This is a genomic window from Ekhidna lutea (assembly GCF_900188325.1).
Lineage (GTDB): Bacteria > Bacteroidota > Bacteroidia > Cytophagales > Cyclobacteriaceae > Ekhidna > Ekhidna lutea.
In genome coordinates this window covers 703,771-730,586 of record NZ_FZPD01000002.1, presented here as the reverse complement: position 1 = coordinate 730,586, position 26,816 = coordinate 703,771, and the positions used below count along the sequence as shown (strand labels likewise).

At 40.8% G+C, this 26,816-nt stretch carries 27 protein-coding genes; 14 read left to right on the top strand and 13 right to left on the bottom strand.

Annotated features, from left to right (window positions below):
• Nucleotides 1-196: 196 nt before the first annotated feature.
• On the top strand, nt 197-628 hold the full coding sequence (locus tag CHB71_RS07010) for a DUF4920 domain-containing protein (protein ID WP_089356183.1): 432 nt from the start codon (nt 197-199) through the stop codon (nt 626-628).
• On the opposite strand, the gene CHB71_RS07005 is transcribed toward CHB71_RS07010, so the two are convergent.
• Together CHB71_RS07005 and CHB71_RS07000 are read right to left on the bottom strand one after the other, a co-directional pair.
• On the bottom strand, nt 625-996 hold the full coding sequence (locus CHB71_RS07005) for a hypothetical protein (RefSeq protein WP_089356182.1): 372 nt from the start codon (nt 994-996) through the stop codon (nt 625-627). The genes CHB71_RS07010 and CHB71_RS07005 overlap by 4 nt on opposite strands.
• Nucleotides 993-3,434 carry a penicillin acylase family protein gene (locus CHB71_RS07000; protein ID WP_089356181.1) on the bottom strand — a complete coding sequence of 814 codons (2,442 nt, stop codon included), beginning with the start codon at nt 3,432-3,434 and terminating at the stop codon, nt 993-995. The genes CHB71_RS07005 and CHB71_RS07000 overlap by 4 nt, the downstream gene beginning before the upstream one ends.
• An 88-nt stretch (nt 3,435-3,522) precedes the next feature.
• Here CHB71_RS07000 and CHB71_RS06995 point away from each other — a divergent pair, with 88 nt between their 5' ends.
• The gene (locus CHB71_RS06995; RefSeq protein ID WP_317043974.1) at nt 3,523-4,143 is read left to right on the top strand and encodes a sugar transferase; all 621 of its coding nucleotides are present in this window, start codon (nt 3,523-3,525) and stop codon (nt 4,141-4,143) included.
• Entirely contained in the window at nt 4,140-5,243 is a 1,104-nt protein-coding gene (locus CHB71_RS06990) for a DegT/DnrJ/EryC1/StrS family aminotransferase (protein ID WP_089356180.1), read from the top strand. Before CHB71_RS06995 ends, CHB71_RS06990 begins: the two co-directional genes overlap by 4 nt.
• On the opposite strand, the gene CHB71_RS06985 is transcribed toward CHB71_RS06990, so the two are convergent.
• The 5 genes from CHB71_RS06985 to CHB71_RS06965 form a co-directional block, all read right to left on the bottom strand.
• Nucleotides 5,237-6,094: a DUF6089 family protein gene (locus CHB71_RS06985; protein WP_089356179.1), complete on the bottom strand. Its 858-nt coding sequence runs from the start codon at nt 6,092-6,094 to the stop codon at nt 5,237-5,239. The genes CHB71_RS06990 and CHB71_RS06985 overlap by 7 nt on opposite strands.
• Before the next feature lie 291 nt (nt 6,095-6,385).
• Complete coding sequence (arfB, locus tag CHB71_RS06980; RefSeq protein WP_089356178.1) at nt 6,386-6,790, bottom strand: alternative ribosome rescue aminoacyl-tRNA hydrolase ArfB; 405 nt, start codon at nt 6,788-6,790, stop codon at nt 6,386-6,388.
• Complete coding sequence (locus CHB71_RS06975) at nt 6,787-7,542, bottom strand: sterol desaturase family protein (protein WP_245811227.1); 756 nt, start codon at nt 7,540-7,542, stop codon at nt 6,787-6,789. The genes arfB and CHB71_RS06975 overlap by 4 nt, the downstream gene beginning before the upstream one ends.
• A 45-nt stretch (nt 7,543-7,587) precedes the next feature.
• On the bottom strand, nt 7,588-8,262 hold the full coding sequence (locus tag CHB71_RS06970) for a response regulator transcription factor (protein WP_089356176.1): 675 nt from the start codon (nt 8,260-8,262) through the stop codon (nt 7,588-7,590).
• Nucleotides 8,259-9,554 (bottom strand): sensor histidine kinase, encoded by a 1,296-nt coding sequence (locus CHB71_RS06965; protein WP_089356175.1) that lies wholly within the window; start codon nt 9,552-9,554, stop codon nt 8,259-8,261. The genes CHB71_RS06970 and CHB71_RS06965 overlap by 4 nt, the downstream gene beginning before the upstream one ends.
• A 158-nt stretch (nt 9,555-9,712) precedes the next feature.
• On the opposite strand from CHB71_RS06965, the gene CHB71_RS06960 reads away from it, so the two are divergent.
• From CHB71_RS06960 to CHB71_RS06920, 9 genes are all read left to right on the top strand, one after another.
• Nucleotides 9,713-10,606 carry a sulfurtransferase gene (locus CHB71_RS06960; protein ID WP_089356174.1) on the top strand — a complete coding sequence of 298 codons (894 nt, stop codon included), beginning with the start codon at nt 9,713-9,715 and terminating at the stop codon, nt 10,604-10,606.
• Complete coding sequence (locus CHB71_RS06955; RefSeq protein WP_089356173.1) at nt 10,606-11,136, top strand: YeeE/YedE thiosulfate transporter family protein; 531 nt, start codon at nt 10,606-10,608, stop codon at nt 11,134-11,136. The genes CHB71_RS06960 and CHB71_RS06955 overlap by 1 nt, the downstream gene beginning before the upstream one ends.
• Complete coding sequence (locus CHB71_RS06950; protein ID WP_089356172.1) at nt 11,133-11,720, top strand: YeeE/YedE thiosulfate transporter family protein; 588 nt, start codon at nt 11,133-11,135, stop codon at nt 11,718-11,720. The genes CHB71_RS06955 and CHB71_RS06950 overlap by 4 nt, the downstream gene beginning before the upstream one ends.
• Entirely contained in the window at nt 11,717-12,313 is a 597-nt protein-coding gene (locus CHB71_RS06945) for a rhodanese-like domain-containing protein (protein ID WP_179213329.1), read from the top strand. Before CHB71_RS06950 ends, CHB71_RS06945 begins: the two co-directional genes overlap by 4 nt.
• Nucleotides 12,307-13,695 carry an aminotransferase class V-fold PLP-dependent enzyme gene (locus tag CHB71_RS06940; RefSeq protein ID WP_089356170.1) on the top strand — a complete coding sequence of 463 codons (1,389 nt, stop codon included), beginning with the start codon at nt 12,307-12,309 and terminating at the stop codon, nt 13,693-13,695. Before CHB71_RS06945 ends, CHB71_RS06940 begins: the two co-directional genes overlap by 7 nt.
• A 93-nt stretch (nt 13,696-13,788) precedes the next feature.
• Nucleotides 13,789-14,127, top strand: coding sequence for a PadR family transcriptional regulator (locus tag CHB71_RS06935; protein ID WP_089356169.1), 339 nt, complete (start codon nt 13,789-13,791; stop codon nt 14,125-14,127).
• Complete coding sequence (locus CHB71_RS06930) at nt 14,120-16,714, top strand: ABC transporter permease (RefSeq protein ID WP_089356168.1); 2,595 nt, start codon at nt 14,120-14,122, stop codon at nt 16,712-16,714. The genes CHB71_RS06935 and CHB71_RS06930 overlap by 8 nt, the downstream gene beginning before the upstream one ends.
• A gap of 389 nt (nt 16,715-17,103) precedes the next feature.
• Nucleotides 17,104-17,397, top strand: a complete 294-nt coding sequence (locus CHB71_RS06925; RefSeq protein ID WP_144017353.1) for a hypothetical protein — start codon at nt 17,104-17,106, stop codon at nt 17,395-17,397.
• Between the two features lie 514 nt (nt 17,398-17,911).
• The gene (locus CHB71_RS06920; RefSeq protein WP_089356166.1) at nt 17,912-19,018 is read left to right on the top strand and encodes an alpha/beta hydrolase; all 1,107 of its coding nucleotides are present in this window, start codon (nt 17,912-17,914) and stop codon (nt 19,016-19,018) included.
• Between the two features lie 95 nt (nt 19,019-19,113).
• Here the strand turns inward: CHB71_RS06920 and CHB71_RS06915 are convergent, their stop codons facing one another.
• Both CHB71_RS06915 and CHB71_RS06910 read right to left on the bottom strand, forming a co-directional pair.
• Nucleotides 19,114-19,965, bottom strand: a complete 852-nt coding sequence (locus CHB71_RS06915; RefSeq protein ID WP_089356165.1) for a CPBP family intramembrane glutamic endopeptidase — start codon at nt 19,963-19,965, stop codon at nt 19,114-19,116.
• The gene (locus CHB71_RS06910; protein ID WP_089356164.1) at nt 19,958-21,661 is read right to left on the bottom strand and encodes a serine hydrolase domain-containing protein; all 1,704 of its coding nucleotides are present in this window, start codon (nt 21,659-21,661) and stop codon (nt 19,958-19,960) included. Before CHB71_RS06910 ends, CHB71_RS06915 begins: the two co-directional genes overlap by 8 nt.
• Before the next feature lie 204 nt (nt 21,662-21,865).
• Between CHB71_RS06910 and CHB71_RS06905 the strand changes: the two genes are divergently transcribed.
• Together CHB71_RS06905 and CHB71_RS06900 are read left to right on the top strand one after the other, a co-directional pair.
• Entirely contained in the window at nt 21,866-22,900 is a 1,035-nt protein-coding gene (locus CHB71_RS06905) for a sensor histidine kinase (protein ID WP_089356163.1), read from the top strand.
• Nucleotides 22,897-23,592 carry a LytR/AlgR family response regulator transcription factor gene (locus CHB71_RS06900; protein ID WP_089356162.1) on the top strand — a complete coding sequence of 232 codons (696 nt, stop codon included), beginning with the start codon at nt 22,897-22,899 and terminating at the stop codon, nt 23,590-23,592. Before CHB71_RS06905 ends, CHB71_RS06900 begins: the two co-directional genes overlap by 4 nt.
• A gap of 3 nt (nt 23,593-23,595) precedes the next feature.
• On the opposite strand, the gene CHB71_RS06895 is transcribed toward CHB71_RS06900, so the two are convergent.
• From CHB71_RS06895 to CHB71_RS06880, 4 genes are all read right to left on the bottom strand, one after another.
• The gene (locus CHB71_RS06895; protein WP_089356161.1) at nt 23,596-23,799 is read right to left on the bottom strand and encodes a YgaP family membrane protein; all 204 of its coding nucleotides are present in this window, start codon (nt 23,797-23,799) and stop codon (nt 23,596-23,598) included.
• 170 nt (nt 23,800-23,969) lie between these two features.
• Entirely contained in the window at nt 23,970-25,709 is a 1,740-nt protein-coding gene (locus tag CHB71_RS06890) for an ABC transporter ATP-binding protein (RefSeq protein ID WP_089356160.1), read from the bottom strand.
• Between the two features lie 36 nt (nt 25,710-25,745).
• Complete coding sequence (locus CHB71_RS06885) at nt 25,746-26,435, bottom strand: Dph6-related ATP pyrophosphatase (RefSeq protein WP_089356159.1); 690 nt, start codon at nt 26,433-26,435, stop codon at nt 25,746-25,748.
• Nucleotides 26,425-26,748 carry a TraR/DksA C4-type zinc finger protein gene (locus CHB71_RS06880; protein ID WP_089356158.1) on the bottom strand — a complete coding sequence of 108 codons (324 nt, stop codon included), beginning with the start codon at nt 26,746-26,748 and terminating at the stop codon, nt 26,425-26,427. Before CHB71_RS06880 ends, CHB71_RS06885 begins: the two co-directional genes overlap by 11 nt.
• Between the last annotated feature and the right edge of the window lie 68 nt (nt 26,749-26,816).

Genomic DNA, 26,816 nt, shown 5'->3' with positions numbered 1-26,816 from the left:
AATCTGGTTTTAATGATGATTCAAATATAGTTATTTATTTTAAATTACACATAACTAAAGGATTTTTTTTATTATTTATTTTATTGCAGTTAATTGTCTGATATTAATACAGTTATAGACAATAAATCAAATTATTTACCAATTGATTAATCGAAATAATTAGTAGCGAACTATCTTCGCAGAAAAGAAAAATATTATGCGGTTCATTATCATACTACTTGTGGCCATTGCATGTGCAGCGCCTAGTGAAAAGTTTTCAAGTCACGGCGATGAAATAAGTGCTGAAAATGCCATTTCTACAGATGAATTTTTGGGAATGGTAGGGGAAGAAAAAAAATCATTCAAAGTTCAGGGTACAATAGAAGAGGTTTGCCAGATGAAAGGATGCTGGATGACACTTAAAAATGAATCCGGTGAAAACATTCGGATCACATTTAAGGATTATGGTTTTTTTGTACCTAAAGATGTGAATGGCAGGGAAGTGGTTATAGAAGGAGAGGCCAGCAAAGAAATACTAGATGAAGATGTAGCACGGCATTATGCTGAGGATGGAGGCAAAGAATATGATGAATCCATGAGAAAAACTATTTCATTCGTGGCAAAAGGGGTATTGATAAAAGAAAGCTAGCTGTATAGGCTTCTCTGCTTTGGTTTGATAAACAGCTGACGGAAGGTTGTTCCGGATAATGCAGCAAAACCTCCTGCAAGACCACCAATCAACCCTGTTGCGAAAACTAAAAGTATTGGGTCACCAATTTGCATAATCTCAGCAGTAATGGAACTGAAGGCAGAGTCATTCTGTACATCAAGATTCCATGCATGTCCCATCCACACCAGTCCTACTCCCAGAAAACCTGCAACAAAGGCATTTAAACCAGAAGAAGGAGAGACATAACAAACTAAAAAAGCAATCAACATAACAACCCACCACATGGTAAATGGGGACAGAAAATAGGTCAATGCTCCTATGACAATCAATCGGATGATTAGTTTCATTTTGCTGGTTTTAAAGTGATATTATGAATGATTTTATCATTTTTCTGATCGATTTTGGGTTCAAAGAGTAGTGGATGATACACTCCACTAGCCCAGCCATCAATCATATGACCATACGTTGGATTGCCTGGATTACCTGACTGACTTCCCGGATAAATTCCCCAGGCATTAACCTCACCATCACCCAGCTCAACTACCATCCGCCAGGATGGACCATGACTACTGGAAGCGGCATTTACAATCGATCTGTTGCCGCCAATTTTAACCTTGTTTCTGTTGAATGGACTTATACGAAGTAGGTGTCTGATCGTGGTGTTTTTAAATGTGTACCAAAGCAGGGTGTTTCCCTCAGTTTCAAGGTAATCTTCAAGGTATTCAATCGTTTCTTTAAATGTCAGCCTATAGAGGTCTCCACTCGTTTCTCGTATACTGGTCGATTGATTATCAATCATAAAGAAATCGGATTCCTTCTTTAGAATCTCAACCGTATTGAACCAATTGGGTCGATATAAAGCAACATCACTGCTATCGATTTCATCCCACAACTTATTGTTTAGTTTTTTCCACCAAACTTCATAGATGGTTGGGGCTTGTCGGTCAGGTTCATTAAAGTAATCCCAGTTATTTAGTTTTTTATAATATTCCCATTCCAGATCGGTGAACGACGATGAGTCCAGACTATCCATCATCATTGGAAGTGCTTCGAATGCATTGTAATTAAAATTATCATGCTGAAGATCCATCATATCCTGAACCTCAATGTTATCCATCACTCTCAATCTGTCATTGATTCTTCTGCCCCGATAATATTCATAATGATAGTCGTACTGATAGTAGGGGTACAGCGAGTCAGCTGGGTGTTGGTTGGCAGAGCTCACAAAATTTTGAGGTGGATTTTTTACATGCAGGTTGTGTGATTGCGGCATGTAAGCTTTCCATTCATGATCGATATTACTTCCATCCATTAAGAATTTACCTTGTTCTTCCCATTTCACCGGAAACTTTCCATTAATCCACAGCGCGATATCGCCATTGACAGATGCGTATGAATAGTTTTGGGGTGGGCCACTGAAGTAACTGAATGCTTCAACAAATTCATCATAATTCTCAGCTTTATTGCCCAAATACAATGCTTTAATCTCTTTACTGCCTTCATGTGCTGTCCACTTCATTGCAAGGTTGGTAGCCGTACTTTTTTCACTAGTTAAATTTCGATCGTAAACCACCGGACCATGATGAGTGTAAACGATGGTATCATAATAGCTAAAGGATCCCCTGACCTTTATTTCCTCAATGACTTTTTTCGTAGGCACCCAGTTGTCATTGTACAGGTACTCTTCGCGTGATTGATCCTTAAATTGAATTTTGTACCAATCAACCAAGTCTCTTTTTGCATTCGTATTTCCCCAGGCGATTGAATCATTAAAACCTATGATTACTCCTGGTCCTCCTGGTAAAGTGGCTCCCATTACATTTAGGGATGGACTATTCAGGTGCATTACATACCATATACTTGGAAGGTTCAAACTAAGATCCGGTTCATTGGTGAGTATAACACGTCCATTCGCTGTTTTTTCTCCATTGACCACAAAACTATTGCTACCATTATCCTCATTTGATCCTTCAACAAGCGGTTCTGTAAATTCCAACGGAAATGTGACATCCGGTTTTTCAACTTGTATGGGTTCAAAATTAAATTCAGTGCCTGCTGGAATAACAGGATCTATGGTGTCAGGCCGTTCAGGATACAAGGTGTTGAATACTTCTCGTCCCCATTTTTTTATTGCATTGGTATGCTCCAAATCTCTCTCTCTTCGTGAGAGCATATTATTCATATTGGAAATGAGGAGAAAACACTTTAGTGTTGTCCAATCTTCCGGTTTATAGTCAAGCAGCTTATACTCTATGGGATAATCTTTATAGTCAAGCGATTGAATGTACGCATTCACTCCAGCGGTGTATGCTTCTATAAGGGCATATACTTCTGGCTCTTCTTTCTTGAAAAGCTCCTCAGATTTTTTGGCACCATACATCAATCCAATGCGTCTCATTCTTCTGTCAATTTCAACAAGACTTGTATTGCCTATGCTTGGTCCAAGGATTTCTGCCAGCCTGCCAGCTGCAGAATATAGCTGAAACTCCATTTGCCATAATCTGTGATAGGCCGTGACATATCCTTGTGTGAAGAAGAGGTCTTTTTCATTTTTCGCAAATACGTGAGGGATGAGAATTTCATCAAAATATACATTGACGCTATCGGTAAGACTATCTTGCGAAGCGGATTGGATGTCGATTGCTTCATTCTCAGCATTTTGCCAGAATCCATGAAATGGGCTAAGAAATTTACCGAGTGGGGGTATCGATTCAATTTTGGAATTGAGTGCAATACCTAGCGCTAGAGTAATGCTTAATGATAGGACGAAGCGAAAGGTTTTCATGTGCTGATCACAGCCTTTTCGGCTATTTCAAATGCTGATTGAATAATGAAACTTATTTGGAGGTGAAAAATATCAAATAAATAGGGTAATGCCTATTTTTAAAGCAATGAGGGGAGGTAAATTTTATTTGAACGTAGTAAAACCGCTTGGGGACCGTGTTGTTGCTTTCATTCTATTCATTATTCTGCTTCCTGTAATTTTCATTTTAAGTCTTATAATCACTTCGCACTTTTATGGAAATCCACTTTTCAGTCAAAAGAGGCCAGGTAAAGAGGAGCATCTATTTTCGGTAATAAAATTTAGGACAATGAAAGTGGAAGGTGATGAAAGTAGCACATCTAGATTGGGTAAATTCTTACGCTCATGCTCATTGGATGAGTTGCCTCAACTCATCAACGTGCTAAGAGGAGAGATGTCTATTGTTGGTCCAAGACCTTTGTTGAAAGAGTATCTCTCATTTTATAATTCAGCAGAGAAAAAAAGACATCTTGTAAAGCCGGGCATCACAGGTTGGGCGCAGGTTAATGGTAGAAATCAAATTGATTGGGCAAAGCGAATGAAGTTTGACCTTTATTATGTTGAAAATGTTTCATTTTGGCTGGACTGCAAAATCCTTTGTAAAACCATAATAGAAGTTTTGAAAAGGGATAAAGCAACCTACAAAAACGAAAGAACTGTTAAGTTTAGCGATTACGCCTCCAAAAGATGAAAAACGAACGCATATATCTATCGCCACCCAATACTGGTAAGGAAGAAGTGGATGGACTTTCCGGAATTATGGATACGGGGTGGGTTGCTCCGGTAGGACCTGCAATAGATGCCTTCGAAACTCAACTTTCTTCATATGTTGATGGTGAGGTTCTAGCCCTTAATTCTGGAACCTCAGCGTTGCATCTGGCTTTGATTCTATGTGGAGTTAAGGATGGGGATCATGTGATTGTTGGGAATCACACCTTTGCAGCTTGCGCAAATGTTGTACTGTATGAACGGGCTATTCCCATTTTCATTGATAGTGAAAATACCACCGGAAATATTGATCCTGATTTGCTGGTGGAGTATTTGCAAAGCACTGACCAAATACCAAAAGCGATAATTGTAACACATATATATGGAATGCCTGCCCAGATCGAACGGGTGTGTGAAGTAGCAAAGAAGTACGGCGTTATCGTAATTGAAGATGCTGCAGAAGCACTTGGGTCAACAGTGAATGGTAAGCCCGTCGGATCATTTGGTGATTTTGGTGTCGTTTCATTCAATGGAAACAAAATAATCACCACAAGTTCAGGAGGCGCTTTAATCTGCACTCCGGAAATGAAGAAAAGGGGACTTCATCTGGCAACACAGGCAAACGTAGGAGATCATAGATACGACCACAAAGAAGCTGGCTACAACTATCGGATGAGTAATGTGCTGGCAGGAATTGGCATAGCACAATTTTCAAAACTTGATGAGTTCATTCGAAGAAAGCGTGAAATATTTGATACCTATAAAGAGGCCTTAAGTGAGTACATATCTTTTACCGATGAACCGAAAGGCATTTTTAGTAATAGATGGTTAACAGCCGGGTTGATTAGGGAAAATATAGAGGTGATGGATTTGATTTATCGGTTAGAAAAAGAAAACATTGAATCAAGACGATTCTGGAAGCCATTGCATTTGCATAGTGCTTTTTCAGAAGCTCCATATGTTGGAGGTAGACTTTGTGAAGATATGTATGAAAAAGGAATTTGCCTGCCATCCGGAACGGGCTTAAGCTACCAGCAGCAGGAATTGGTCATTGAAAAAATTAAACAATTCTTTGATCAATAAGCCGATGGCTTTTTTATGATCGCTTTATTTTTCCCCGTAAATAGATCAGAAGGGAGGAAAATTTCTGCTTTAACGCTTAGTTGTAAGAAACTGTCATTATTGTTGGGATTTCCTCTTGATGCACCTGGCTGGATCTGGTCATAAAAATCAGGATTGGTTACCCCGATTTCATCTTTCCGATCACTTAGTAATCGTGCTGTCGTGCTCGAAAACTCAGTCGCATAGGTGTTGGAGACATCATCCAGATAGTCAGTAAATGCGAAATGATAGGATGCTTCAATGTTTACATTCAGAAACTCATTGATTTTAAACTTCCCACCAACTCCTGCAGGGATGGTAGTGACCCATTTTTTATATTCTACCCCTTCCGTTTGCGCTTCTCTGAGAGAATATCGTTCACTACCCAACTCAGTTGTAGGTTCAAATCTCATATATCCAACTCCTCCGAATAAGTAGGGATCAAAAGTCCAGCGCTTATAGTAATCGCCTTGGTAAGGCTTGAGGTAATAGATTATATGAAGTTGGCCGTGAAGATTTTTGGATTGAAATGATAGATTGCGTTGGCGTTGAAAAGAGCTATCAGGCGCATTTGCATCATTGCCTTTAAGCGTGAAGTAGGAGCCTTCGATTCTCGCTCCGATTCGGTTTAGCAATCGTGCTTCAATTCCAAGACTGATCTGCGAAGGATCATCACTGATCGTGTTATTTGCATTTAATTCACCGAAATAGGTTGAAGTCCCGGTTCCCAGTGAGAAAGAAAAATATCGATCAGAAAATTGCCACGAAAGAAAGTTTTGAGCTTGTGTAGCTGTACTGGCGAGAAGTAAAAAAGCTGTGAGAAGATTTTTCATCAGGGTTCAAATGTAATTGCAGAAAAGTTTTCGGCCACCTGGACCGAAAACAATTTCTACAAATAATCACCCTAATCGTTTGCTTTTACGTTTAAACCATACTTGTTCTGTGACTACAAATACAGCAACTAATATCAATGAGAAAATTAATGTCATCATAACTAAATTGTTATAATACAATGATACGGCAGGAATTGAGGTGATTTAGCTGGTGTATTGTACTAAAATTGGATAGGTAAAATGCTTATCAATTGATAATAATTGTCCTAAGCGATCATTTGATGATTTTTTCTAAATAGGTTTTTGCCTCCATTTCTTCTTCTCTCCCTGCTTTTTCTTGCTGTCCAGCCTTTTCTTTTTAGAGGCTTTGGTAGGTTTTGTTTCCTTTCGCATTTTCTTCCTTGCAAAAGCTTTTGTCAATATCCGATCCAGCTTTTTAAATGCTAATTCCTTGTTCTTGACCTGAGAACGAGCGCTATCAGCACTGACAAGCAACTCTCCGTCATTAGTGAGCTTAGCAGCCAGTTTTTCTTTGAGTATCGATTTTTGATATTCCGTTAGAACTTGCGATTGGAATACATTCAATCGAAGAATGACCTTCGTTTCTACTTTGTTTACATGCTGTCCTCCCGGCCCTCCACTTCTGGCTGTTGCTATTTGAATTTCTGACTTAAGCTTGCTTAAAGTTGGTTTCATGATCCCGTTCGCCTACTATCACTATGCTGATAGGCATCATCATAATCTGAACGAATGGTACCCATTATGCGATCCCAAAACAAGAAATACAGTCCATAATTGCCCGTGAATTGTTTATGGTGCTGATTGTGATTCACGGAGGTATTAATCCATTTTCCAAGCCAATGTTTATTGAAACCCTTCGGGTATAATTCATACCCGAGATGCCCGTAGACATTGTAAACGATCATAAACACCAGGAATGCAAGCAGAGCGGTGCGATGAAAAGGAATGATGAACGCAATCGGAAAAATGATACTTGCTTCAACAAAGGCTTCAATCGGGTGGAAGGCATAGGCTGCCCAGGGTGATGGATTAGTTGATTGATGGTGCGTTCGATGTACCCACTTAAAAATCTTTGGATGATGCATCATCCGGTGCATCCAATAGAAATAGGTATCGTGGAGTAGTATCATCAAGAAAATACTTAGCCACCAATAGCCCATTCCATACACATCAATACTTTCATATAGCAGGGTGTAATTGCGAAGTGGAGAGGCGAAGATGATAACGGCGACTATCATGAAGATGATAACCGTAATGAGCGAAAAGATGATCTCACGCCAGTAATCGTTAGGTTTTGGAAATGTTTGCTGGATTTTCCAGTACGACCATCTGGATTTAAAAATCACATAGAAAAGTAAAAACGCAAAGCCTGCTACTCCAAAGTACCGGAATAGATTAAGTGATACGGATCGGATTACGACTTCCATTACATCCATAATCCTAAAGTAGTGTGGCTAAAAGCTATCTGCAAGTCATCCCTCTAATATGTATCCTTTACCATGTACGTTGGTAATTTGAACAGACGAATCAACACTCAGGTACTTACGGATTTTAGAAATAAATACATCCATGCTTCTGCGTTTGAAGTAGTCATTTTGACCCCAAAGCTCCTTCAGGATATGATCGCTCTCAACCAACTCCCCATAGGAGATACATAGCATATGTAATACCCTGGATTCCTTCTGCGTTAAATGAATGGATTTGCCCTCTCTTTCCAATTTTTGGATCTTAGGATCAAAATGGAAGCTTCCAATGTTGTATTGCTGCTTCACCTCCCTCAGGTTGTTACTTCTGCGCAGAACTGCATGAATTCTGGCAATCAATTCTTCCTCATCCACCGGTTTTACGATATAATCATCACATCCGGCCTTGAAGCCTTTGAGTTTATCAATCTTTAATGATTTAGCCGTAAGGAAAATAAGTGGGATTTCAGGGCTTTTAGCTTTTATCTCATGAGCAACTTCAAACCCATCTTTTTTAGGCATCATGATATCCAGGATGCATAGGTCAAATTTCGAAGATTCAAACACCTTCATTCCTTCCTCTCCATCTTTGACCCACTCCACGATCAAGTCATTCATTTGGAGATACTCTTTTAAAATGTACCCCAGGTTTGCATCATCTTCTACGAGTAAGATTCGGTTCATGAGGAGATAGGTAAAAATATTTTAAACATACTGCCCTTGCCGGGCTCACTGTTTAGACTAATCGTTCCTTTATGGAATTCAATGATCTTTTTAACGTAACTCAAGCCTAATCCAAATCCTTTGACTGTATGCAGATTGCCTGATTGGGCACGATAAAACTGATCGAAGACATACTTCTGGGTTGTCTGATCCATTCCAATGCCGTGATCTTTGATCGTTAGAATAACCCCATTATTCTCTGCGTCTTCAGTGATAATCTCAATCTCTGGATTTTTGTCCGAATACTTTTGGGCATTATCAATCAGGTTGAATAACACATTGTTTAAGTGTGTTTCATCAGCCACAATTTGATGTTTAGTAGCATTCAGGTTGAACTTGATGGATCCTTCTTTTTCAGAAATAATCATTTGAAATCCTTCGGCAACATTTTGTATGGATTCATGCAGGTCAATCACTTTTTTATCTAAGGTGAGATTGCCGGAATCAAGCAATGCCATTTGAAGGATTTTATCCACCTGGGTTTGAAGTCGCTTGGTCTCATTGGAGATGAGATTGAGATAAGAATCGGCTTTTGGTGCCTTTTTTACTTCTTCCAATCCTCTGAGCGATTTTGAAGCTAAAGAAATTGAAAAGATGGGTGTCTTGAATTCATGAGTCAGGTTATTAATGAAATCACGTTTTAAGTCTGATAGCTTCTTTTGCTTGCCGATGGTACGGATCGTAAACCAGAAGGCAATCAGGATAATAGCTATAAGGAGAAAGCTGGCTTTTAAAATATTTGCCGATTCACCTAAAACCGTTTCCTCCTTGTTGGTATAGGTCATGGAGATGTCCAGTGTGTTAGGCAGGATCATGCAAAAACACATGTGATTATCTGCGTCCATCACTTTTTGTGCTTTAGGTAATTCCGGCCTGTGTCCTCGGTGGATCATACAGCCATATTCATCGGAGACGAACCCATCTACCTGGTATTTTAGATCAGGATAGTTTAATGAAATCACTTCATCCAGACCGTTTTTTAATACGAATTGAAGCGGGTCTGTAGGATTAGAATCAGATGAAAATTGGAAGGATTCGGTTCCCTGATAGATTCTCACCAGCCTGTCCAGTTCCCGATTAAACATCATGTTGTCATACAGGTCTGAAAGAATACCCGGAATAGCAAATCCCATCATGTTTTGGTTATTCTTGATGTCTTTTTCAAGAATTTGAAATTGAATAACCAGTAGCACTCCCAGGGAACTAAGCACCACAATGAAAAGAGCCGCAAGTGTGTATTTATTGATTTTCATAGGACAAAACCTTGGTCGAAATTAACCCTAATTGATACTTTTTACGGAGATTTTAACTTTTTCTTAACGCTTTTAACACTTGCTTAAGTCTCTTTAACGAGGACTTAACGCAATGATATCTGGGTGTTTTGTAAACTGCATGAAAAATCACAATCATTATGCAAAAATTCAAAATACTCATCTTATTTCTAGTGCTCCTTCCCGGCTTGGGAGTCGCTCAAAACGCTTCCATTTTAGTTGGGCCGGAGTGGCTGGAGAAACGAATGCAAGAGGACAACCTTGTCATATTTCACATCGGAAGGGAGAAGGACTTTAAGGAAGAACACATTCCGGGAGCGATTTATCTGAGCTCAGATGACTACACGATTGGAACAGAGGATAGAAGCATTGTTTTTGACCTGCCGACCAATGAAGATCTTCAGTCACTCCTGGAGAAAAATGGTGTAAGTAATGAAACGGATATCGTCATTTATACTCCTGCAAATTGGATTCCATTGGTGACTCGCTTGTACTTCACCCTGGATTACCTGGGGCATGGACATAAAACCTACATATTAGATGGTGGCATAGTTGCCTGGAAAAATGGAGGAAGTGATATAAGCACCGAAGTGGTAACTCCTGAAAAGGGAAATTTCAAAATAAAGCCTAATAAATCAATGCTTGCAGATGAGGATTATATGTTGGCAAGCATTGAAAATGAAGACAATACCATTGTCGATTGCCGATCAGAGGTTTACTACAAAGGTATTGAGCCAACCCATGGCGCAAGGTTGGGCAGAATCCCCACAGCCAAAAATATCCCATACACAAGCTTATACGAACCATCTGATATTGGTGCATACACATTCAAATCTATCGAAGAGCTAGGAAACATTTTCAAAGCACAAGGACTAAACAAAGAAGAGCCACTGGTTCTCTACTGCCACATTGGGATGCAGCTTACGGTGGTTTACACGGCAGCTAAATTGTTGGGGTACGAAGATGTGCGAATGTATGACGGCTCATTCCATGAGTGGGGACCTAACGAAGATTTACCAATTGAATTGGACTAATGAAAGAGCAGATTAATAATCCAAAACCTTACTGGAATCCATACATCTGTGGCATAGGACTTGGACTTGTATTGCTTGCCACATTTCTTGTGATGGGCAGAGGGATAGGAGCCTCAGGAGCCATGACCTCTGTAGTTGCTACCGGAGTGCAGACCGTCTCGAAATCTCATGCGGAAGCGAACACTTTCTACATGGGGTATCTGGGGGATGGGACTGTTCACCCACTGAAAGATTGGCTGGTTTTCGAAGTTTTAGGTGTTTTAATCGGAGGGTTTATTTCGGGAAGGCTGGCTGGTCGAAACAAAATCAAAATTGAAAAAGGGCCTTTAATAACAAACAATCGAAGGTTTCTATTCGCTTTTGTTGGTGGAATTATCATGGCTTTTGGGACGAAGCTTGCAAGAGGCTGCACCAGTGGTCAGGCACTGACCGGAGGTGCGATGATGAATGTTGGTAGCTGGCTCTTTATGATTGCTTTGTTTGCCGGAGCTTATGCGATGGCTGGATTTGTAAAACGACTGTGGATATGAATGGACCATTTTATGACTTTGGATGGATAGGTGAAGAAGCAAGCTTAGCTTTTGCTTTATTCATTGGTGTTGCTTTTGGGTTCTTCCTGGAACGAGCTGGTTTGGGTAGTGCCAAGAAACTTTCTGCCCAGTTTTATCTGAAAGACATGACGGTCTTTAAGATGATGTTTACTGCCATCATTACCGCAATGATTGGGGTGTTTTGGCTGAATTGGTTTGGCATGCTGCATGCAGACATGATCTACCTGACACCCACCTACGTTTGGCCCCAAGTAATCGGAGGATTGGTTTTCGGTGTGGGCTTTATCGTGGGTGGTTATTGTCCAGGAACCTCATGTGTTGCATCGGCAACCGGAAGTCTGGACGGCATGATGAATGTGGTTGGACTGTTGTTGGGAATCCTTGTCTTCGGTGAAATATACCCGTGGATTGAAGGGTTTTATACGGCCGGAAGTATGGGGCAGATCACATTTCCCAAGTACTTCGGCTTGCCTAGCGGACTGATGGTGTTTATCCTGGTACTTACAGCACTTGCAGGCTTTTGGGCTTCTGAATGGATCGAATCAAAAAATGCAATCAAATGAATGATATATCTATCAATAAACGCCTGGCCTTGATTGGGTTTGGAATAGTTCTGGCAGGACTGGTGATGGCACTGGCTTTTCCAGACGGACTCAAGGGAGTCAACAGGCAGCCTCAATTCATTGGAGTGGTTGAGCTGGCACAGAAAATTAAGAATCGCGAAAAGATGCGTATCGTTGACCTGAGAGATGAGGAGGCATTCGAAGAATTCCATATCCCAACAGCAATAAATACCCCATTGGATCAATTTGACCCCAACTCGATTAAGGAGCCAACCATTGTTTATTCGGGCGATGATTTGTTGACCCGGAGACTTTGGAATGAGCTTCCTGATTCAATAAGAAGTCGAACTGTCATTGTGTACGGAGGTGTTCATGACTGGTTTGATCGGTTACTATATCCAAAGCTTCCGTTTGGCAATGAGATTAAGAACAAGAAGCTGGTAAATCAAATTCACGACTTGTGTCAATTCTATGGTGGCTTTTCGGATTTTGAAAATGATCCTGATTTGATGGAGTATTATGAGAAAGACCTGTCCAGCGCCTCCTGGCCCAAAGTACAACGTTCCGGGGGATTAATTCGAAAAGGATGCTGATCGCAGATTCACCTATTACCACAGTGACCTCACTTGAATCTTATTTCGAAACTTTTCGAAAAGGAATCATTGGTCAAAACCAATACATCGAAACGGATGAAAAGGTCGTAAAAATGCTATACGCCGACTGGACGGCCAGTGGCCGATGCTATAAGCCTATTGAAGATAGCATTCAAAGTGAGGTACTCCCATTCATTGGAAATACGCATACAGAGACCAATTATGTGGGTTCATACATTACTGACCAGTATTTATCGGCCCGAGAGCAAATCAAACGTCATGTCAATGCCAATGAGGATGATGTACTGATCTCATCCGGGTCCGGAATGACAGATGGCATAAACAAGCTGCAAAGAATTCTTGGATTAAGAATACCTGAATCAAATCACTGGGTAACACAATCTGTGACTGATAAACCTCCAGTTGTTTTTATTACTCATATGGAGCATCACTCCAATCATACCAGCTGGCTGGAGACGATTTGTGAGGTGATCGTGGTTCCTCCTGATGAATGCGGATGTGTATCGGTTGATAATTTCAAAGAAGCCATCGAGCAATTTTCTGGAAGAGTACGGATTGCTTCTATTACTGCATGTTCCAATGTAACTGGGATTGAAACACCCTATCATGAAATCGCTAAGCTGATGCATGAGAGTGGAGGATATTGTTTTGTGGATTTTGCTTGTTCCGCTCCGTATGTTGACATGGATATGCATCCTGATGAAGCGTCATATTTGGATGCCATTATGTTTTCACCTCACAAGTTTTTAGGTGGTCCGGGTGCTTCAGGTATCTTAATTGTCAATAAGAAACTGATCAATAATGCCGTCCCTGACGTGAGTGGAGGTGGTACGGTTGATTGGACCAATCCATGGGGCGGACGAAAATATGTAGCTGATATCGAAGCGAGGGAAGATGGTGGGACACCTGCCATCCTTCAAACCATCAGAGCAGCAAAGGCCGTAGAGCTAAAAGAGCAAATGGGATCAGAATTGATGTTGCAGCGTGAAAAAGAGCTCATGGAGATCCTTTGGGAAGGTTTAGATGATATGTCTGAGCTGGTAGTACTAGCAGATCATGTACGTGAACGACTTGGAATTATTTCCTTTTACATAGAGGGTGTTCATTACAACGATGTAGTTCAATACCTCAATGATCATTATGGCATCCAGGTAAGGGGAGGCTGTTCATGTGCCGGTACTTATGGACACTTCTTACTTGACATAGACAGAAAAGAGTCTAAACGTATCACAGACTTGATCGACCAGGGAGACGTCACTCAAAAACCGGGCTGGGTCAGACTTTCCATTCATCCTACGATGACAGATGAAGAAATGCAATACATCATTCATTCGATCAAGGAAATGCTTACCTCACTTTAAGTTCTTTCTCGCGATTTCTTATTTCTTTCTACTTTATCGAAACAAATAAAACCACCTCCTCGTATATTAGTTTGCAAAATAGAAACTAATACAATGAAAGGTACTAATCTGGGTGAATTTGAAGAGCTACTTTTATTGGTGGTTCTGATCCTACAAGAAGAGGCTTACATGCTTCGTATCAAGGATGAGATTAAAAATCAGGTGGATCGCTCCATTTCTATGGGGGCACTGCACACCACGCTTGCTCGGCTTGAGCAAAAGGATTTCTTGAAATCAGAGATGGGTGGAGCCACCAATGAAAGAGGAGGCAGAAGAAAACGCATTTATGAACTGACGGCAGACGGTAAAGCTGCGCTCAATGAAGTAAAGGAAATGCGGGCCAGTTTGTGGAATCAGGTACCTGCTGTAGACTTAAAGTTCAGTCATGCCTAAGGATCTACCACCAAGACTATCATTGAAACTGGTTCGATGGCTGTGCAAACAGGAGCTGGTAGAGGAACTGGAAGGTAACCTTCATGAGTATTATGCAATTCACAGCCAATCGAATTTTAAAGGACTAAAATACTGGTACCAGGTATTGAACTACCTGCGACCATCTACTCTCAAATCATTCAAAAACTCAAACTCAGGATCTATGTTTATTTTCAATCCCGTTCTCACATTTCGGAACCTTTATCGAAATAAATCAACCTCACTAATCAGCATTTTCGGGTTTACACTAGGTCTGGTCGCGACCATTTTTCTGTATTTCTATCTGTCAGGTGAGGTGACTACAGACGATTTCCATACTAATAAGAATCAAATCTATCGTGTCTTGAGAGTGTCAGAAATGAACGGCACTCCTTATCGGATTGGTGTTACTTCAGGGCCTTATGCTGAAGCATTGAAAACGGATTTTCCTTCGGATATAGAAGCAACCGCTCGGGCCTTACCGGAAGATGGGTTGGTTGTTGTGGGTGAAAAGCGATTTGTTGAGGACAATCTATTGTTTGCTGATCAAAACTTCTTTGAATTCTTTTCTTATCCGTTGAAAACAGGAAATCCGGAAACGGTTCTTTCGACTGTAAATGCAGTGGTTCTAACACAGGCTTCAGCTAAAAAATACTTCGGGGATGAGGACCCAATGGGACAGGTAATTGAAGTTGATAATGAGTTTGAGTTTATTGTATCCGGCATTATGGATGAGTTGCCGGGAGAAACCCACATAGATTTTAGTATGATTTTCTCCATTGGTTTAATGGAACGATTCGAATGGTTTGATGGATGGTGGAATAATGGCCTGATGACCTATGTTAAAATTCCAACCCCTCAGCAAGCACAAAATGTAACTAACAATCTGGTTCCATTCATTGATAAATACATGGGTGAGGATTTTGCCCGGTCAGGTAAGCGAATTGACGTGGTACTGGAACCTCTCACAGAAATCTACTTCAACGATGAGACGCGCTATGATCCGGCCAGACATGGGAATCTCTCATCTATTCTTACGCTTGCAGCAGTAGCCATTGCCATTTTGTTCATTGCCTGTTTCAACTATGTCAACCTTTCCATTGCCCAGTCATTTATGAGGGCCAAAGAAGTAGGGGTGAGGAAAGTGTTAGGAGGTGGTAAATCACGATTGATCATACAGTTTTTGTCCGAGTCATTTTTGATTTTACTGCTATCACTGATTTTGTCTGTAGGATTATGCGAACTGCTCAACCCGGTCTTTAATAGCTACTTCGGACTGGATGTCACACTTCAATGGTTCGATATAAATGTCATTCTGTTCTTCATGGGTCTAACATCTATTATTCTACTGTGCGCAGGTGTATATCCGGCCATGCTACTTTCGGGGTTTAAACCTGTAAGCATTCTAAGAGGAGGGAAGCTTTCTTCAGGTAAGAGAGTTGGGCTAAGAAAGGCGCTGGTAGTAACGCAGTTTTCTATTTCCATCTTTTTGATTGTTGCGTCCATTCTTATTGGGGTTCAAACCCAATACCTCAATGCGAAGGATCTCGGTTTTAACAAAGAAGCGCTGGTACTGGTAGATCTCAATAACAGTGAAATACGCGAGAATCGTGAACGGTTTAAAGAAAAATTACTTGCAAATTCAAATATTATAGGAGCAAGCATGGTTTCGGGTGAGCCGGGTGGTTTTCATGATGCATCAAGCTTTCGTGTGACTGGTATTGATGCTCCTACCCGTATGCGAACGCTGTTTACAGATACGGAGTATATTGATCTTCTTAACATCGATATTATTGCCGGCCGAAATTTTTCAAAAGAACTTGCTACGGATGAGGAGTTTAGAGTGATCATCAATGAGCGTGCTGTGCAGGAGTTGGGGATTTCACCAGAAGAAGTAATAGGTAGAAAAATAACCATGCCGGGTTGGGACATTACTGATGTTCCAGTGATAGGTGTGGCCGCAGACTATCATTTCAATACATTGAAAGATGCAATAGAGCCATTAGCCATTTTGTCTGGGGGATTTCACCGGAAGATGCTGGTGAAAATGAATATGCATAACGTCAAAGATGGGTTGCTGTTGATTGACGAGACATTTGAAGAGCTGGCATCCGGATTTCCTATGTCCTACCAGTTTATGGACGATCGATTAGCGGAATTGTATGAAAATGAGCAGAAACAAGCACGGGTCTTCAGTACATTTTCAGGGCTTTCGATCTTTCTTGCTTGTCTTGGAATATTTGGTCTGGCCACCTACTCAGCTCAGCGAAGACAGAAGGAGCTAGGCATTAGGAAGGTACTTGGTGCCACTGCACAACAGATCATTGGTTTGATTTCCAGAGAGTTTGTTTGGTTGGTGATTGTTGCTTCTGTGGTAGCTATTCCGGTAGCCTGGTACTTCATCAGTCAGTGGTTAGGAGGATATGCGTATCGCATTGATATCCTTGACTACTGGTATGTGTTTGTTGTGGGAGGCGTTCTGGCAGTAGTAATTGCGTTGATCACAGTTGCTTTCAAAACCTATGGTGCTGCCATTTCTGATCCTACGGAGAGTATAAGGAATGAGTAACCCTTCGACAGGCTCAGGATGACACGCACTCTTTTATTTTATGGAACTTGTCATTCTGAACGGAGCGCAGCGGTGAAGAATCTTTGCAAATCATTGGATTGTTTGTCTTCGGTGCACATGATCTGTTTCGTGAGGACACAAACCATGGCTAGGGAAAATGGTGATTATTTAATACCCAACCGAAATTCTGAAGAGGCTTTGCAAAAAAATAAAATAATATGTAACTTTTATGTTAATATCTATGCTATTCTATTGTGCGAACCCTTAAAACCATATGTGCATTTAGTTCTATAGGGCTATTAGTTATTATATTATCCTGTTCAGAAGGAGAACCTGATATTGAAGATTTTATAACCCCTTTAGTTGGAACGTGGGAATCATATAGTTTAGTGACGACTAACTGTTCTGATTCAGCAAATGAAGGTACTTTAAATTGTGAAGGAACTCCTTGTTATCAATTGACTATTAGGGATGATCCGGACTTTTCGTTCAATAATTATGTAGAAGGAACTTCCATGGATGGAGAACTACGAGTTACAGCCACCACACTCCAGTTCTGTGATGAAAACAATACTAATTGCAATCCCGAAGTTGAATACACAGTAAATAACGATTTGCTAACCATCGTTACCTATTGGCAAGAACAAGATTGCGATATTATAGTAGTGTACAATAAGGTCTGATTCAGCGATAATCTCATAATATTACTAAAGAAGTATCATCCGAAATAAATTAGGAACTGGCTTACCGCACAAACGATGCAATGGCTTTTACATCACTTACAATGTGGTTGAATGATATGGGTGGAGAGTTGATCATTGCTTCAAGAGTTAATTGAAAGAGAACAAAGCTGGATATTACTGCTACCTGATCCGATACTTAGCTAAACATAAAGCATCTGCAAAGAGGTGAGTTGAAGTAGTGTTTCTAAGCTTAATCTAAGCTTTGGTAATGTGAATAGATTAGATTGTTAAATGCTTTTTTTGACTCAAAAAATGAGAAACGGCTACTTTTTTAAATCTTAAATTCTCGAAACAAAACAAATTTTTATCAATGTCTATATTGGATATTTTTGCATTTTTGAAAAAGGAAATCCATCTTATTTCTTTAGGGCTTAAAGATGCTTGGATGTGATTTTATGATTTAAATTGGATTCTAGCTACTTTATTTTAACTAGTGCTATTATCTGTAAACAAGATGCATTTGAACTTAATAATCTCTAATAAGTTATTTAGATTCATCACATTTCTATTTTTAGCTTATACAGCATATGGCTGTGGTGAAGAAGCCAACCTGACAAATACATCTATAGATCCTCCATCGATTGATTCATTGATTACAGACTCATTAGCTCTCAGTTCGTTTAGAAAAGAATCTCCCTTTGATCTTGGGGATGTTCAAGCTAAGTTTTATCAGGAAATTCCATATGACAGTAAAGTCAGAACTCAGTTTGATATTTGGATTCCGGAATCAGATGTGCCAACCGGATTAGTATTGTATACACATGGGGGCGGTTTTACTAGTGGAAACAAGGGTACTGTTTACAGTCCGAAGAAAAATGGTCTTTGGGATTGGCCAAAAGATATTCGCTATCTACTTAAAAATAAGATAGCTTTTGCTACTATAAGGTATTCCTTGTTAGACTCAGTAGAAACAGAGGGGATAAAGAAGTCAATTAATGATGTACAGAGAGCGTTGCAATTCATAAGACATCATGATGAATTGCTAAATCTTGCCAAGAACAGAGTTGTTTTAATTGGTAACTCAGCAGGCGCGTCAATTTCATTGTTGATTGCTTTGAATGATGAGTCTGCCAACGAAAATAGTGATGATCAAATATTGAGAGAATCAACTCGTGTTCAAGGTGTTGTGGTTAGAGAAACGCAGGCTAGTTTCAATATCGAAGATCGGTGGACTTTTGATGTTTTTGGTGATTACGACATTTCTTTTGATGAGATATTCAATTTAATCAGGTTTAGGTTTTTAAAATTTTATGGCGTTTCAGACATGGAAGAATATGAAACTGTCGAGATTGATGAATATCGCAAATCTGTTGATATGTTAGAATTATTGACTCACGATGATCCTCCTCTTTGGGTAAATAATACATTGGAGAGCTTAAACCACCCATTAACTTCTGGTTTGTCTTTATATCACCATCCTTTCCATGCAAGAGCACTGAAGGAAAAAGCAGATGAAGTGGGTGTTGAGAATGTTTGTTATTATGGCAAGAATCCTGCTATATTTTCTGACCCATCTAATGAAAGCTGGACTGATTTCTGCATAAGGATGATCAGTGAATAACAATTGTTATCCAGTTTACTTCGTATAATGTAATGAACATTTTCAAACGACACATAGCAATAATTTACTGCCGAAAATCAAAGAGGTGACCTCCGTCACCTCCTTTTAACCCAAACTACTAATGTAGCGACTACCCAAAGTCCGGTCCATATCACATCGTTCAATGGCCGGTTCATGGTTTCTTCTACTAATCCAACATTAGAAATCTCCGCGCTGATGTTGACAGCTCCATGGAAGATAACCGGTACCCAGATCACACGTTGTTTATTGAAAGCCACACCAAAAGCGATCGAGAATAAGATCGTCACCATAGGCATCAGCACGATTCCTCCAAGGACCGGATAATCCGGGTAATTATGCCCTAACAGAATACCTGGCAAGTGCCACCAGCCCCAGATTACACCGATCATTAGAAATCCAAATAACGAGTTATTAGATGCCCATTCTTTTTGCAGGTAGCCTCTCCAACCCAACTCTTCACCAAAGGCAATAAATAAGCTGTACAGAAGCATGCCTACAAAATAGGAGAGGATGAAATTGGGAATAAAGATATACCAGGGTTGACCGGAAGCCCCCAATAGCATGGCCATCCCCTTCAAAGCTACCTGACCATTTTCAATAGTGATGAATCCTTCCTGTAGTTGAGCTACACCTGTCAACACACTGAGTACGATAGTTAGAATCTCGATGGTAAATGGAATGAATGCGGCTAGTAGAATCCATTTCCATCCTTTCAACGGATTCCAAACCAAATTACTAAACAGTCCTTCTTTATGAACCAGTCGAAGGATGATGGCTGCCAGTCCGGGCATCCACATTAGGAGCAGGGTCCAACTAGAGCCGGTATCTCCACCGCTGATGATGAAGAAGTAGGGGATGGCAGATAGCACCACTGTGAGCGCTACAAACTGCCATCCTTTATTACTGAGTTGTTTAAGCTTATTCATTGATCTTCTTTAGTTCGTTTCCAAATGCATTGATGATTCCATCTTTATAGATGATAGACTGCCCACCATATCGCCCCAACCCAGCTACTTTCGCTCGATCATCATTGATGAAATCCATCACCATTTCAATATTCTGACCATCTGTTGTGGTTTTGAAAGAGAAGACCAGTAAATCATCTTTCTCGGTAATACTGAAGCTTCCGAAAAATGGAATTTCGCCCGGCAGTGGATTGACGATTTCATAGTCCCCGGTTCTTGATTTCCATGCTTGGGGGATTTCTTGCTTTTCAAATCGAGCGGCAATCAGCTCTTTAGGATTACCTTCTTCCAGGCTGGTCATGAGCGGGTAGCCGTCCACTTCCTCAAACATCACTCGCTGATCGCCCAACCGAATTGGGATGAGATGCAGAAGAATTACCTTCGGAATGAATTGGTTGTTCTCTACAGGAATCAACTCCAACCGCAAACCCTGAAGCTTCATAAACAATTTTTTGTTTTTGCGATACACATCAATGTAAGCCCCTGGGGCAGCATAGATGCCTGTGTATTGATCCAATGATTCAGGAGCTACTTTGATTCGGTCTTTCGATCCCATGGCCTCTTCCTGTTCGCTCTCAATTTTTGGTAATCCTTTGCTCTCAGCCACCTTATCAATGATGGTGTGAACTTCTTTGTATACACTTCTACCTCTGGCAGAATTGGTCAAAATGATGACGCCTACATCTGCTTTTGGAGAAAACGCCATCGCGGCATTGAAGTAAAGCGTGGTACCTGTGTGGTAATAGATGTCACCGGCATGAGGACGGCTCGTCATGCTCCACCCGAGCGCATATCGATCACCAAAATTCAACGGGGTGTTGATGTGTTGATACTCTAAAATCTGTTGATACGTGTTTGACTTCAGCAAATCTTGAGATTGACTCAGGAATGCCTGCAGGAATTTAGAAAGGTCCTTTGAGGAAGTGAACAATCCACCAGCAGGTGTGTCCCTCAAATTCACATCTGATTGGAACTTTCCTTTGCCATCGTAGGTCTTGCTTGCTTTTTCCAATGCGTTGAATTCGGTGTTGTTCATTCCGAGCGGTTGAAGGATGTTTGTTTCAATATATTTCGGATACTCCATACCACTTACCTCAGCAATCATATGCCCGAGTAGGGTATAACCAGGATTGGAATAAGCCCGAATCTGGTTGGGTGTTCCGGCCATGTACTCATCATTGATGTAATTGACCAGGCACTTGTAATCTTCCGGCTGTTCACTGAACATACCTTTGAAGATGTCAGACGGTAGGCCGGAATGGTGCGTCATCACATTTTGTGGGGTCACTCCATCACTGTAATCCTGCATCTGGAAAGAAGGCAGGTACTGACTTAGCGGGTTGTCAATGTCAAGCTTATCACGCTCAGCTAGTTGCATGACCGCAGCGGAAGTCAATACTTTGGTTACTGATCCAATTCCAAAGATGGTTTCACTAGTGACTGGTTTTTCGTCTTCGACATCTTCATATCCGAAGTTGTCTATCCAAAGAATTCCTTCTGAGGAGACTACAGCAACCGAGGCGCCAACCACTTTACTTTTTTTCATGGTTTTGGTGATTCGCTCTTTAAATTCTGAACGGATGGCTTCCAAATCAGACTGTGCCTGTAGAAACATCTGTGAAGCAATGAGCAATAAGAATAGGATGGATTTTTTCATCGTTTTTATGAGTTTAATCCAAGGTTCGGTTGAATTCCTGACCCAATAAAATGAGATACACCAGCCATCAAGTATTCGTGATGAACATTGAAAAGGAATTGATAGAAGCGTTCGTGTAGTTTTTAAGGGTGTTCGTCAAGTGTGAGTAAGTGCTGATCAACCAAAGACTATTCAGAAGTAGATACCGCTTATTTTTGGCTGGAAATGAAAGAAATCAAACCGTTTGAGTGGCTAATCCATGCGCTGGTGATTGTACTGGGACTATTGCTCCTCAATTATCCTGCATTTGACCTGACGTTTGGTGTCTTCAACTCAGGTGATGGCTCATTGCTGTGGCCATCCGTTTTGGGTACGGCGTTTAATCTGATTCTATTCTATGGCATTGCGTTCTACCTGATACCGATCACATTGAAAAGGGGCACTGGGATATTTAGCATCCGGCTGATCGTTTTATTTTCATTCGTTTCTACAGTGGAGGTATTGATTGACTCTACTTTTTATCGTTCAAGTGGAAATTCGATAGATAGTGGTATTTGGTCTGAGTTGGTGGTGATGGTGCTATTCACACATGTTTTGGTTGTGATTGTTGCTTTTGCCTATCGGTTTTCCAAAGACTGGTTTGCCAATGAACGTACCAAGCGAAAGATCAATGAACATCAGCTGCGTTCGGAATTGGATGTATTGAAAAGTCAGATCAATCCGCATTTTCTGTTCAATGCACTTAATAACCTCTACTCCATGTCGCTACAGGCGGGAGATGAGAAAACTGCCGAAGGGATCAGCGTATTGTCCGAAATGATGCGCTATGTTTTTGATAAAACAGGAGAGGATAAGGTTGCGCTACAGGAAGAGGTTCAATACATCAGTGATTACATCTATCTGCAGCAGCTTCGCTTCAATAAGCAGGTTAAGGTTCAATTCGATCATCCTGAGACCGTTTCCAGTTTTTACATTGCACCGATGCTATTGATTCCGTTTGTAGAGAATGCTTTTAAATATGGTGTTTCCAATCATGCCAAAACCACGATTGATATTCGAATCGCATTTGAGGAAGGTCATTTTGTGTTTGAAGTAAAGAATCAAAAGGCTGAGCGAACAGAAACGATCCCTTCCAGTGGGGTAGGATTGAGTAATGTGAAAAAGCGATTGAACCTGATTTACAATGATAAACATTCACTGAGTGTGAACGAGAGCGATGACTTATTTCGGGTTAGATTAGTTATTTTGAATTCATTATGAAGTGTGTTGCCATAGATGACGAAGTACATGCGCTCAAGGTCATTGAGTTGCATGCTGAAAAAGTTGAGAAGCTGGAAATGGCAGCAACGTTTACCGACCCGGTACAGGCGGCTGACTTCCTCGAAAAGAATCGGGTGGATTTGATCTTTTTGGATATCAATATGCAGAGTTTGAATGGCTTTGAATTATTGGAATCTCTCACGCAAAAGCCACAGGTGATTTTTACTACCGCTTACAGCGAATATGCAGTGAAAAGCTACTCAGTAGATGCACTGGATTACCTGATGAAGCCGATATCCTTTAGTCGATTTCTGAAGGCAGTGAATAAAGCGGATACTGGTGGAAAGAGCATGGAATCCTCATCGACAGATCAGATAGCAAACCAAGAAAGAGTGATCTCGGTGAAAAGTGGCACCACCATTCATCGGATTAACCTGAATGATCTTTTGTACCTGGAAGCGGATGGCAACTACACAAAGTTTGTGACCGATAAGGAGTCTATCATGGTCTTGTGCACGATGAAAGACGCTTTGAGCAAAGTTGACGATCGGTTCATTCAAACACACCGATCCTATGCGGTAGCCACTTCAAAAGTGAATAAAGTGGAGGCACATCAACTACGGATAGGTGACAAGACTATTCCGATAGGATCATCATATCGAAAGGAAGTCTTAGAGAAATTTTCAAATTAATCTCTACTGTGTCTTACAGGTTTTAATTCCAAACGGAGCATATAACGGGCAGAAACTGATAAAGCTGGTAAGCACAAATACGCCTGCCAATATGATCAATACTAAGCCTAATGTGCCTGTGATTACATTTGTGAAGTAGAGGTATGCCATAATCGCGGCAAGTATTACTCTGATAATCCGATCCATTGATCCCATGTTCTTTTTCATCTCATTGATGTTTAGTTAGATAAAAATTCTATGATCAGGGTAATGCCATAAACGATACTGACGCATAAAATGCATACACCGATAAGCTTTGCAATTTTCTCCCTGTTCACAATTCAAACGTAGACAGGAAATGCATTTAAAAATCTGATTTATGTCAGGTCAGAAGCTAATTAAATCCTGCTTTGATACGTATATAGATCGAAGTAGCGTCCTTCTTTAGCAATCAACTCACCATGGGTACCTCGCTCGACGATTTCACCGTCTTCAATAACCAAAATCTGATCTGCTTTTTTGATGGTACTTAATCGGTGTGCAATCACAAAAGTGGTTCGGTCTTTCATCAGGCCATCTAAACTCTTCTGAATGTACGTTTCACTTTCGGTATCCAGGTTGGAAGTCGCCTCATCCAGGATTATGACTTTTGGATTAGCTAACAATGCTCGTGCAATGGAGATACGCTGTTTTTGTCCACCGGAAAGTTTCACTCCACGTTCGCCAATCACGGTATCCAGTCCGTCCTCAAATCGGTCCGTGAATTCATTTACATAAGCACCTTTCACGGCATCAAGCAATTCAGCTTCGGTGGCATCAGGCCTGGGGAAAAGGATGTTTTCACGGATGGTCCCTTCAAACAGAAAGTCATCCTGAAGCACAACGCCCAGATGCTTTCGATAGCTAGAAAGGTTCACTTTGGTGATGTCATATCCATCAATAGAAACGATTCCCTTTTGAGCACTTAAAAATGTAGCTGCCAAACTAGCGGTGGTTGACTTGCCTGAACCTGAGCTGCCCACCAATGCAGTAACGGAACCCGGTGGGGCGTGGAAGGAAATATTCTTGAGAACTTCTTTCCCTTCTTCGTAGGCAAAGGATACATCGATGAATTTGATATCTCCTTTAACCTCATCCAGCATTATCGGACGATCATCCATCATATCTTCCGGATCCATTTTCATGATCTCCTCAGTACGGTCCAGGCCTGCAAAAGCTTCTGTTAGTTGAGATCCAATGTTGCTCATCTGCACAATTGGAGCAATCATGAAAGCGAGAAGCGAAATGAATGAAATCAATTCACCGGAGGTCAGTTCATTTTCAATCATGAAATAGCCGCCCATAGCCAGGATGCCAGCACTGGCGAAACCAATCAGAAATGTGCCTGAGCTGGTGACCACAGCGGTGGCGGTTAGACTGGATTTTACATTTTCATAAAGACGCCTAGCTCCATCTTCAAATGTCTTATTTTCGGATTCTTCCGCATTAAATCCTTTGATGACTCGTACGCCATTTAGGGTTTCTGTCAATCGGCCGGTCACTTCTGCATTGAGTTTTCCGCGCTCACGGAAAATCGGTCGAATCCTTCCGAATGCCTTTAACGCGATAATAGCAAATAACCCAACAGGTACTAAGGTGAAAACGGTCATAGAAGGGCTGATGTTGATGAGTAGGATCAGGGCCAAAACAGAAGTAATCGTACCTCCAATGAGTTGAACAAGACCTGTTCCCACCAGATTTCTAACCCCTTCCACGTCTGTCATGATTCGTGATACCAGTGCACCTGACTTGTTATTGTCAAAGAAATTGATTGGGAGGGAGAGGATCTTCTTCTGCACTTTCACACGGAGTTCCGAGATCAGGAACTGAGCTTCAACACTAAGTATGCGAGTGAGTAGGAAGGAGGAGACGGCTTGAATTGCTAATGAGATTACAATCACAATCACGATGAGTTTCAACATCTCAAAGTCTTTGTTGGGCACTGCATCATCCAGGAGATACTTGGTGGCTGCAGGAAGAACGAGACCTGCCGGTCTGCTTATGACGATTAGTAATAATCCGATAAGGATGGTTTTGCGTCTTGGCCAGATAATATTTCTGACAGCCCAGGCAAAGGTGACATTTTTATTTTTGCTCATCGAAATGCTAAACCTGAGATTTAATGAAATGGTTCTTTATGCCATTAAATCCTGAAACCAAAAGTCAACCTCACCTTCACCAGTTGGGTTAGGGTAGTAGCGTTTTACTTTCTCTCCCAAATGAAAATTGATGGGTTCTCGGAAAATAGGGCCATCGTAGCAAAAAGTGTGAAACTCGCCATTCTCACCACATGGGTCAATTCCTTTTGGCAGGTCTTTCAAAAATGAATGATCGATTTCTCGTCCAAGGAAGTCCGGCCCCATCACCTCGTTTACACAAACAACTACTGCCTTAAAGCCGTGATTTATAAATTCATTGATCAATTCTTTTGTATCACGTTTCCAGATAGGAAACAGGGATTGGAATCCCAAACTATTCATTTGGTTTATCCGATAATCACGCAAGTCTTCCAGAAATATATCTCCGAATGCAGCATTGGTTATTCCCTTGTTACTGATCATGTGCATTGATGACTGGATCATTGCTTCATATTCCTCCATGGTTGCTGATGTTGATAACTTCATGAATGAATAGGGTAGGCCTATGGAGTCAAGTTGTTTCTTCAATAATTCAATGGGAGTTCCGTGCATGGTCACTCTATTCAGATCTTTGTTGATGGTGGTGATCAGGTGTTCAACTTTATATGCTGTGTTATTGAGAATTTGATGAAGTGCAAATGCCGAATCTTTACCCGAGCTCCAAAAGAATGCAGTCTTATCTGGCACAGTTCACACATTTGTTACTTTCCGGCATCAACAAAATTCTTCCTATGGGTATTTGTTGCTTGCATTTGATACACAATCCAAAGTCTGGTTTTCCAATGTTATCCATTGCCTGATGAAGCTTAGAAAGCTTGGATTCAGCTTGCCGTAGTGCTGACTCAGTGATGCTTTTATTGTTAATTGCATCCATTCGAGAAATTCTTCCTATAGAGTTGTCTAATGTGATAGGTTTTGATTGGTCTTTGTAATCGGTGATTAGTTGAGTGGTTTTACTTATTTCCTCTTCGATCTTTTTACGTATTTCATCGACTTCCATATTCGAAAGTAGCTAAAAATGCAATTTTGAGCTATTAGATTTTTATTTTTGGATTATAGTCATAAATT

What these genes read in the sequence shown, in the direction of transcription:
- CHB71_RS06935 (WP_089356169.1), top strand. Translation starts at nt 13,789, where the DNA reads ATGAAAGGTACTAATCTGGGTGAATTTGAAGAGCTACTTTTATTGGTG.
- CHB71_RS06940 (WP_089356170.1), top strand. Translation starts at nt 12,307, where the DNA reads ATGCTGATCGCAGATTCACCTATTACCACAGTGACCTCACTTGAATCT.
- CHB71_RS06975 (WP_245811227.1), bottom strand. Translation starts at nt 7,542, where the DNA reads ATGGAAGTCGTAATCCGATCCGTATCACTTAATCTATTCCGGTACTTT.
- CHB71_RS06880 (WP_089356158.1), bottom strand. Translation starts at nt 26,748, where the DNA reads ATGGAAGTCGATGAAATACGTAAAAAGATCGAAGAGGAAATAAGTAAA.
- CHB71_RS06955 (WP_089356173.1), top strand. Translation starts at nt 10,606, where the DNA reads ATGAAAGAGCAGATTAATAATCCAAAACCTTACTGGAATCCATACATC.
- CHB71_RS07010 (WP_089356183.1), top strand. Translation starts at nt 197, where the DNA reads ATGCGGTTCATTATCATACTACTTGTGGCCATTGCATGTGCAGCGCCT.
- CHB71_RS06945 (WP_179213329.1), top strand. Translation starts at nt 11,717, where the DNA reads ATGAATGATATATCTATCAATAAACGCCTGGCCTTGATTGGGTTTGGA.
- CHB71_RS06890 (WP_089356160.1), bottom strand. Translation starts at nt 25,709, where the DNA reads ATGAGCAAAAATAAAAATGTCACCTTTGCCTGGGCTGTCAGAAATATT.
- CHB71_RS07000 (WP_089356181.1), bottom strand. Translation starts at nt 3,434, where the DNA reads ATGAAAACCTTTCGCTTCGTCCTATCATTAAGCATTACTCTAGCGCTA.
- CHB71_RS06910 (WP_089356164.1), bottom strand. Translation starts at nt 21,661, where the DNA reads ATGAAAAAATCCATCCTATTCTTATTGCTCATTGCTTCACAGATGTTT.
- CHB71_RS06990 (WP_089356180.1), top strand. Translation starts at nt 4,140, where the DNA reads ATGAAAAACGAACGCATATATCTATCGCCACCCAATACTGGTAAGGAA.
- CHB71_RS06970 (WP_089356176.1), bottom strand. Translation starts at nt 8,262, where the DNA reads ATGAACCGAATCTTACTCGTAGAAGATGATGCAAACCTGGGGTACATT.
- CHB71_RS06965 (WP_089356175.1), bottom strand. Translation starts at nt 9,554, where the DNA reads ATGAAAATCAATAAATACACACTTGCGGCTCTTTTCATTGTGGTGCTT.
- arfB (WP_089356178.1), bottom strand. Translation starts at nt 6,790, where the DNA reads ATGAAACCAACTTTAAGCAAGCTTAAGTCAGAAATTCAAATAGCAACA.
- CHB71_RS06905 (WP_089356163.1), top strand. Translation starts at nt 21,866, where the DNA reads ATGAAAGAAATCAAACCGTTTGAGTGGCTAATCCATGCGCTGGTGATT.
- CHB71_RS06995 (WP_317043974.1), top strand. Translation starts at nt 3,523, where the DNA reads ATGCCTATTTTTAAAGCAATGAGGGGAGGTAAATTTTATTTGAACGTA.
- CHB71_RS06900 (WP_089356162.1), top strand. Translation starts at nt 22,897, where the DNA reads ATGAAGTGTGTTGCCATAGATGACGAAGTACATGCGCTCAAGGTCATT.
- CHB71_RS06960 (WP_089356174.1), top strand. Translation starts at nt 9,713, where the DNA reads ATGCAAAAATTCAAAATACTCATCTTATTTCTAGTGCTCCTTCCCGGC.
- CHB71_RS06915 (WP_089356165.1), bottom strand. Translation starts at nt 19,965, where the DNA reads ATGAATAAGCTTAAACAACTCAGTAATAAAGGATGGCAGTTTGTAGCG.
- CHB71_RS06920 (WP_089356166.1), top strand. Translation starts at nt 17,912, where the DNA reads ATGCATTTGAACTTAATAATCTCTAATAAGTTATTTAGATTCATCACA.
- CHB71_RS06895 (WP_089356161.1), bottom strand. Translation starts at nt 23,799, where the DNA reads ATGAAAAAGAACATGGGATCAATGGATCGGATTATCAGAGTAATACTT.
- CHB71_RS07005 (WP_089356182.1), bottom strand. Translation starts at nt 996, where the DNA reads ATGAAACTAATCATCCGATTGATTGTCATAGGAGCATTGACCTATTTT.
- CHB71_RS06950 (WP_089356172.1), top strand. Translation starts at nt 11,133, where the DNA reads ATGAATGGACCATTTTATGACTTTGGATGGATAGGTGAAGAAGCAAGC.
- CHB71_RS06930 (WP_089356168.1), top strand. Translation starts at nt 14,120, where the DNA reads ATGCCTAAGGATCTACCACCAAGACTATCATTGAAACTGGTTCGATGG.
- CHB71_RS06985 (WP_089356179.1), bottom strand. Translation starts at nt 6,094, where the DNA reads ATGAAAAATCTTCTCACAGCTTTTTTACTTCTCGCCAGTACAGCTACA.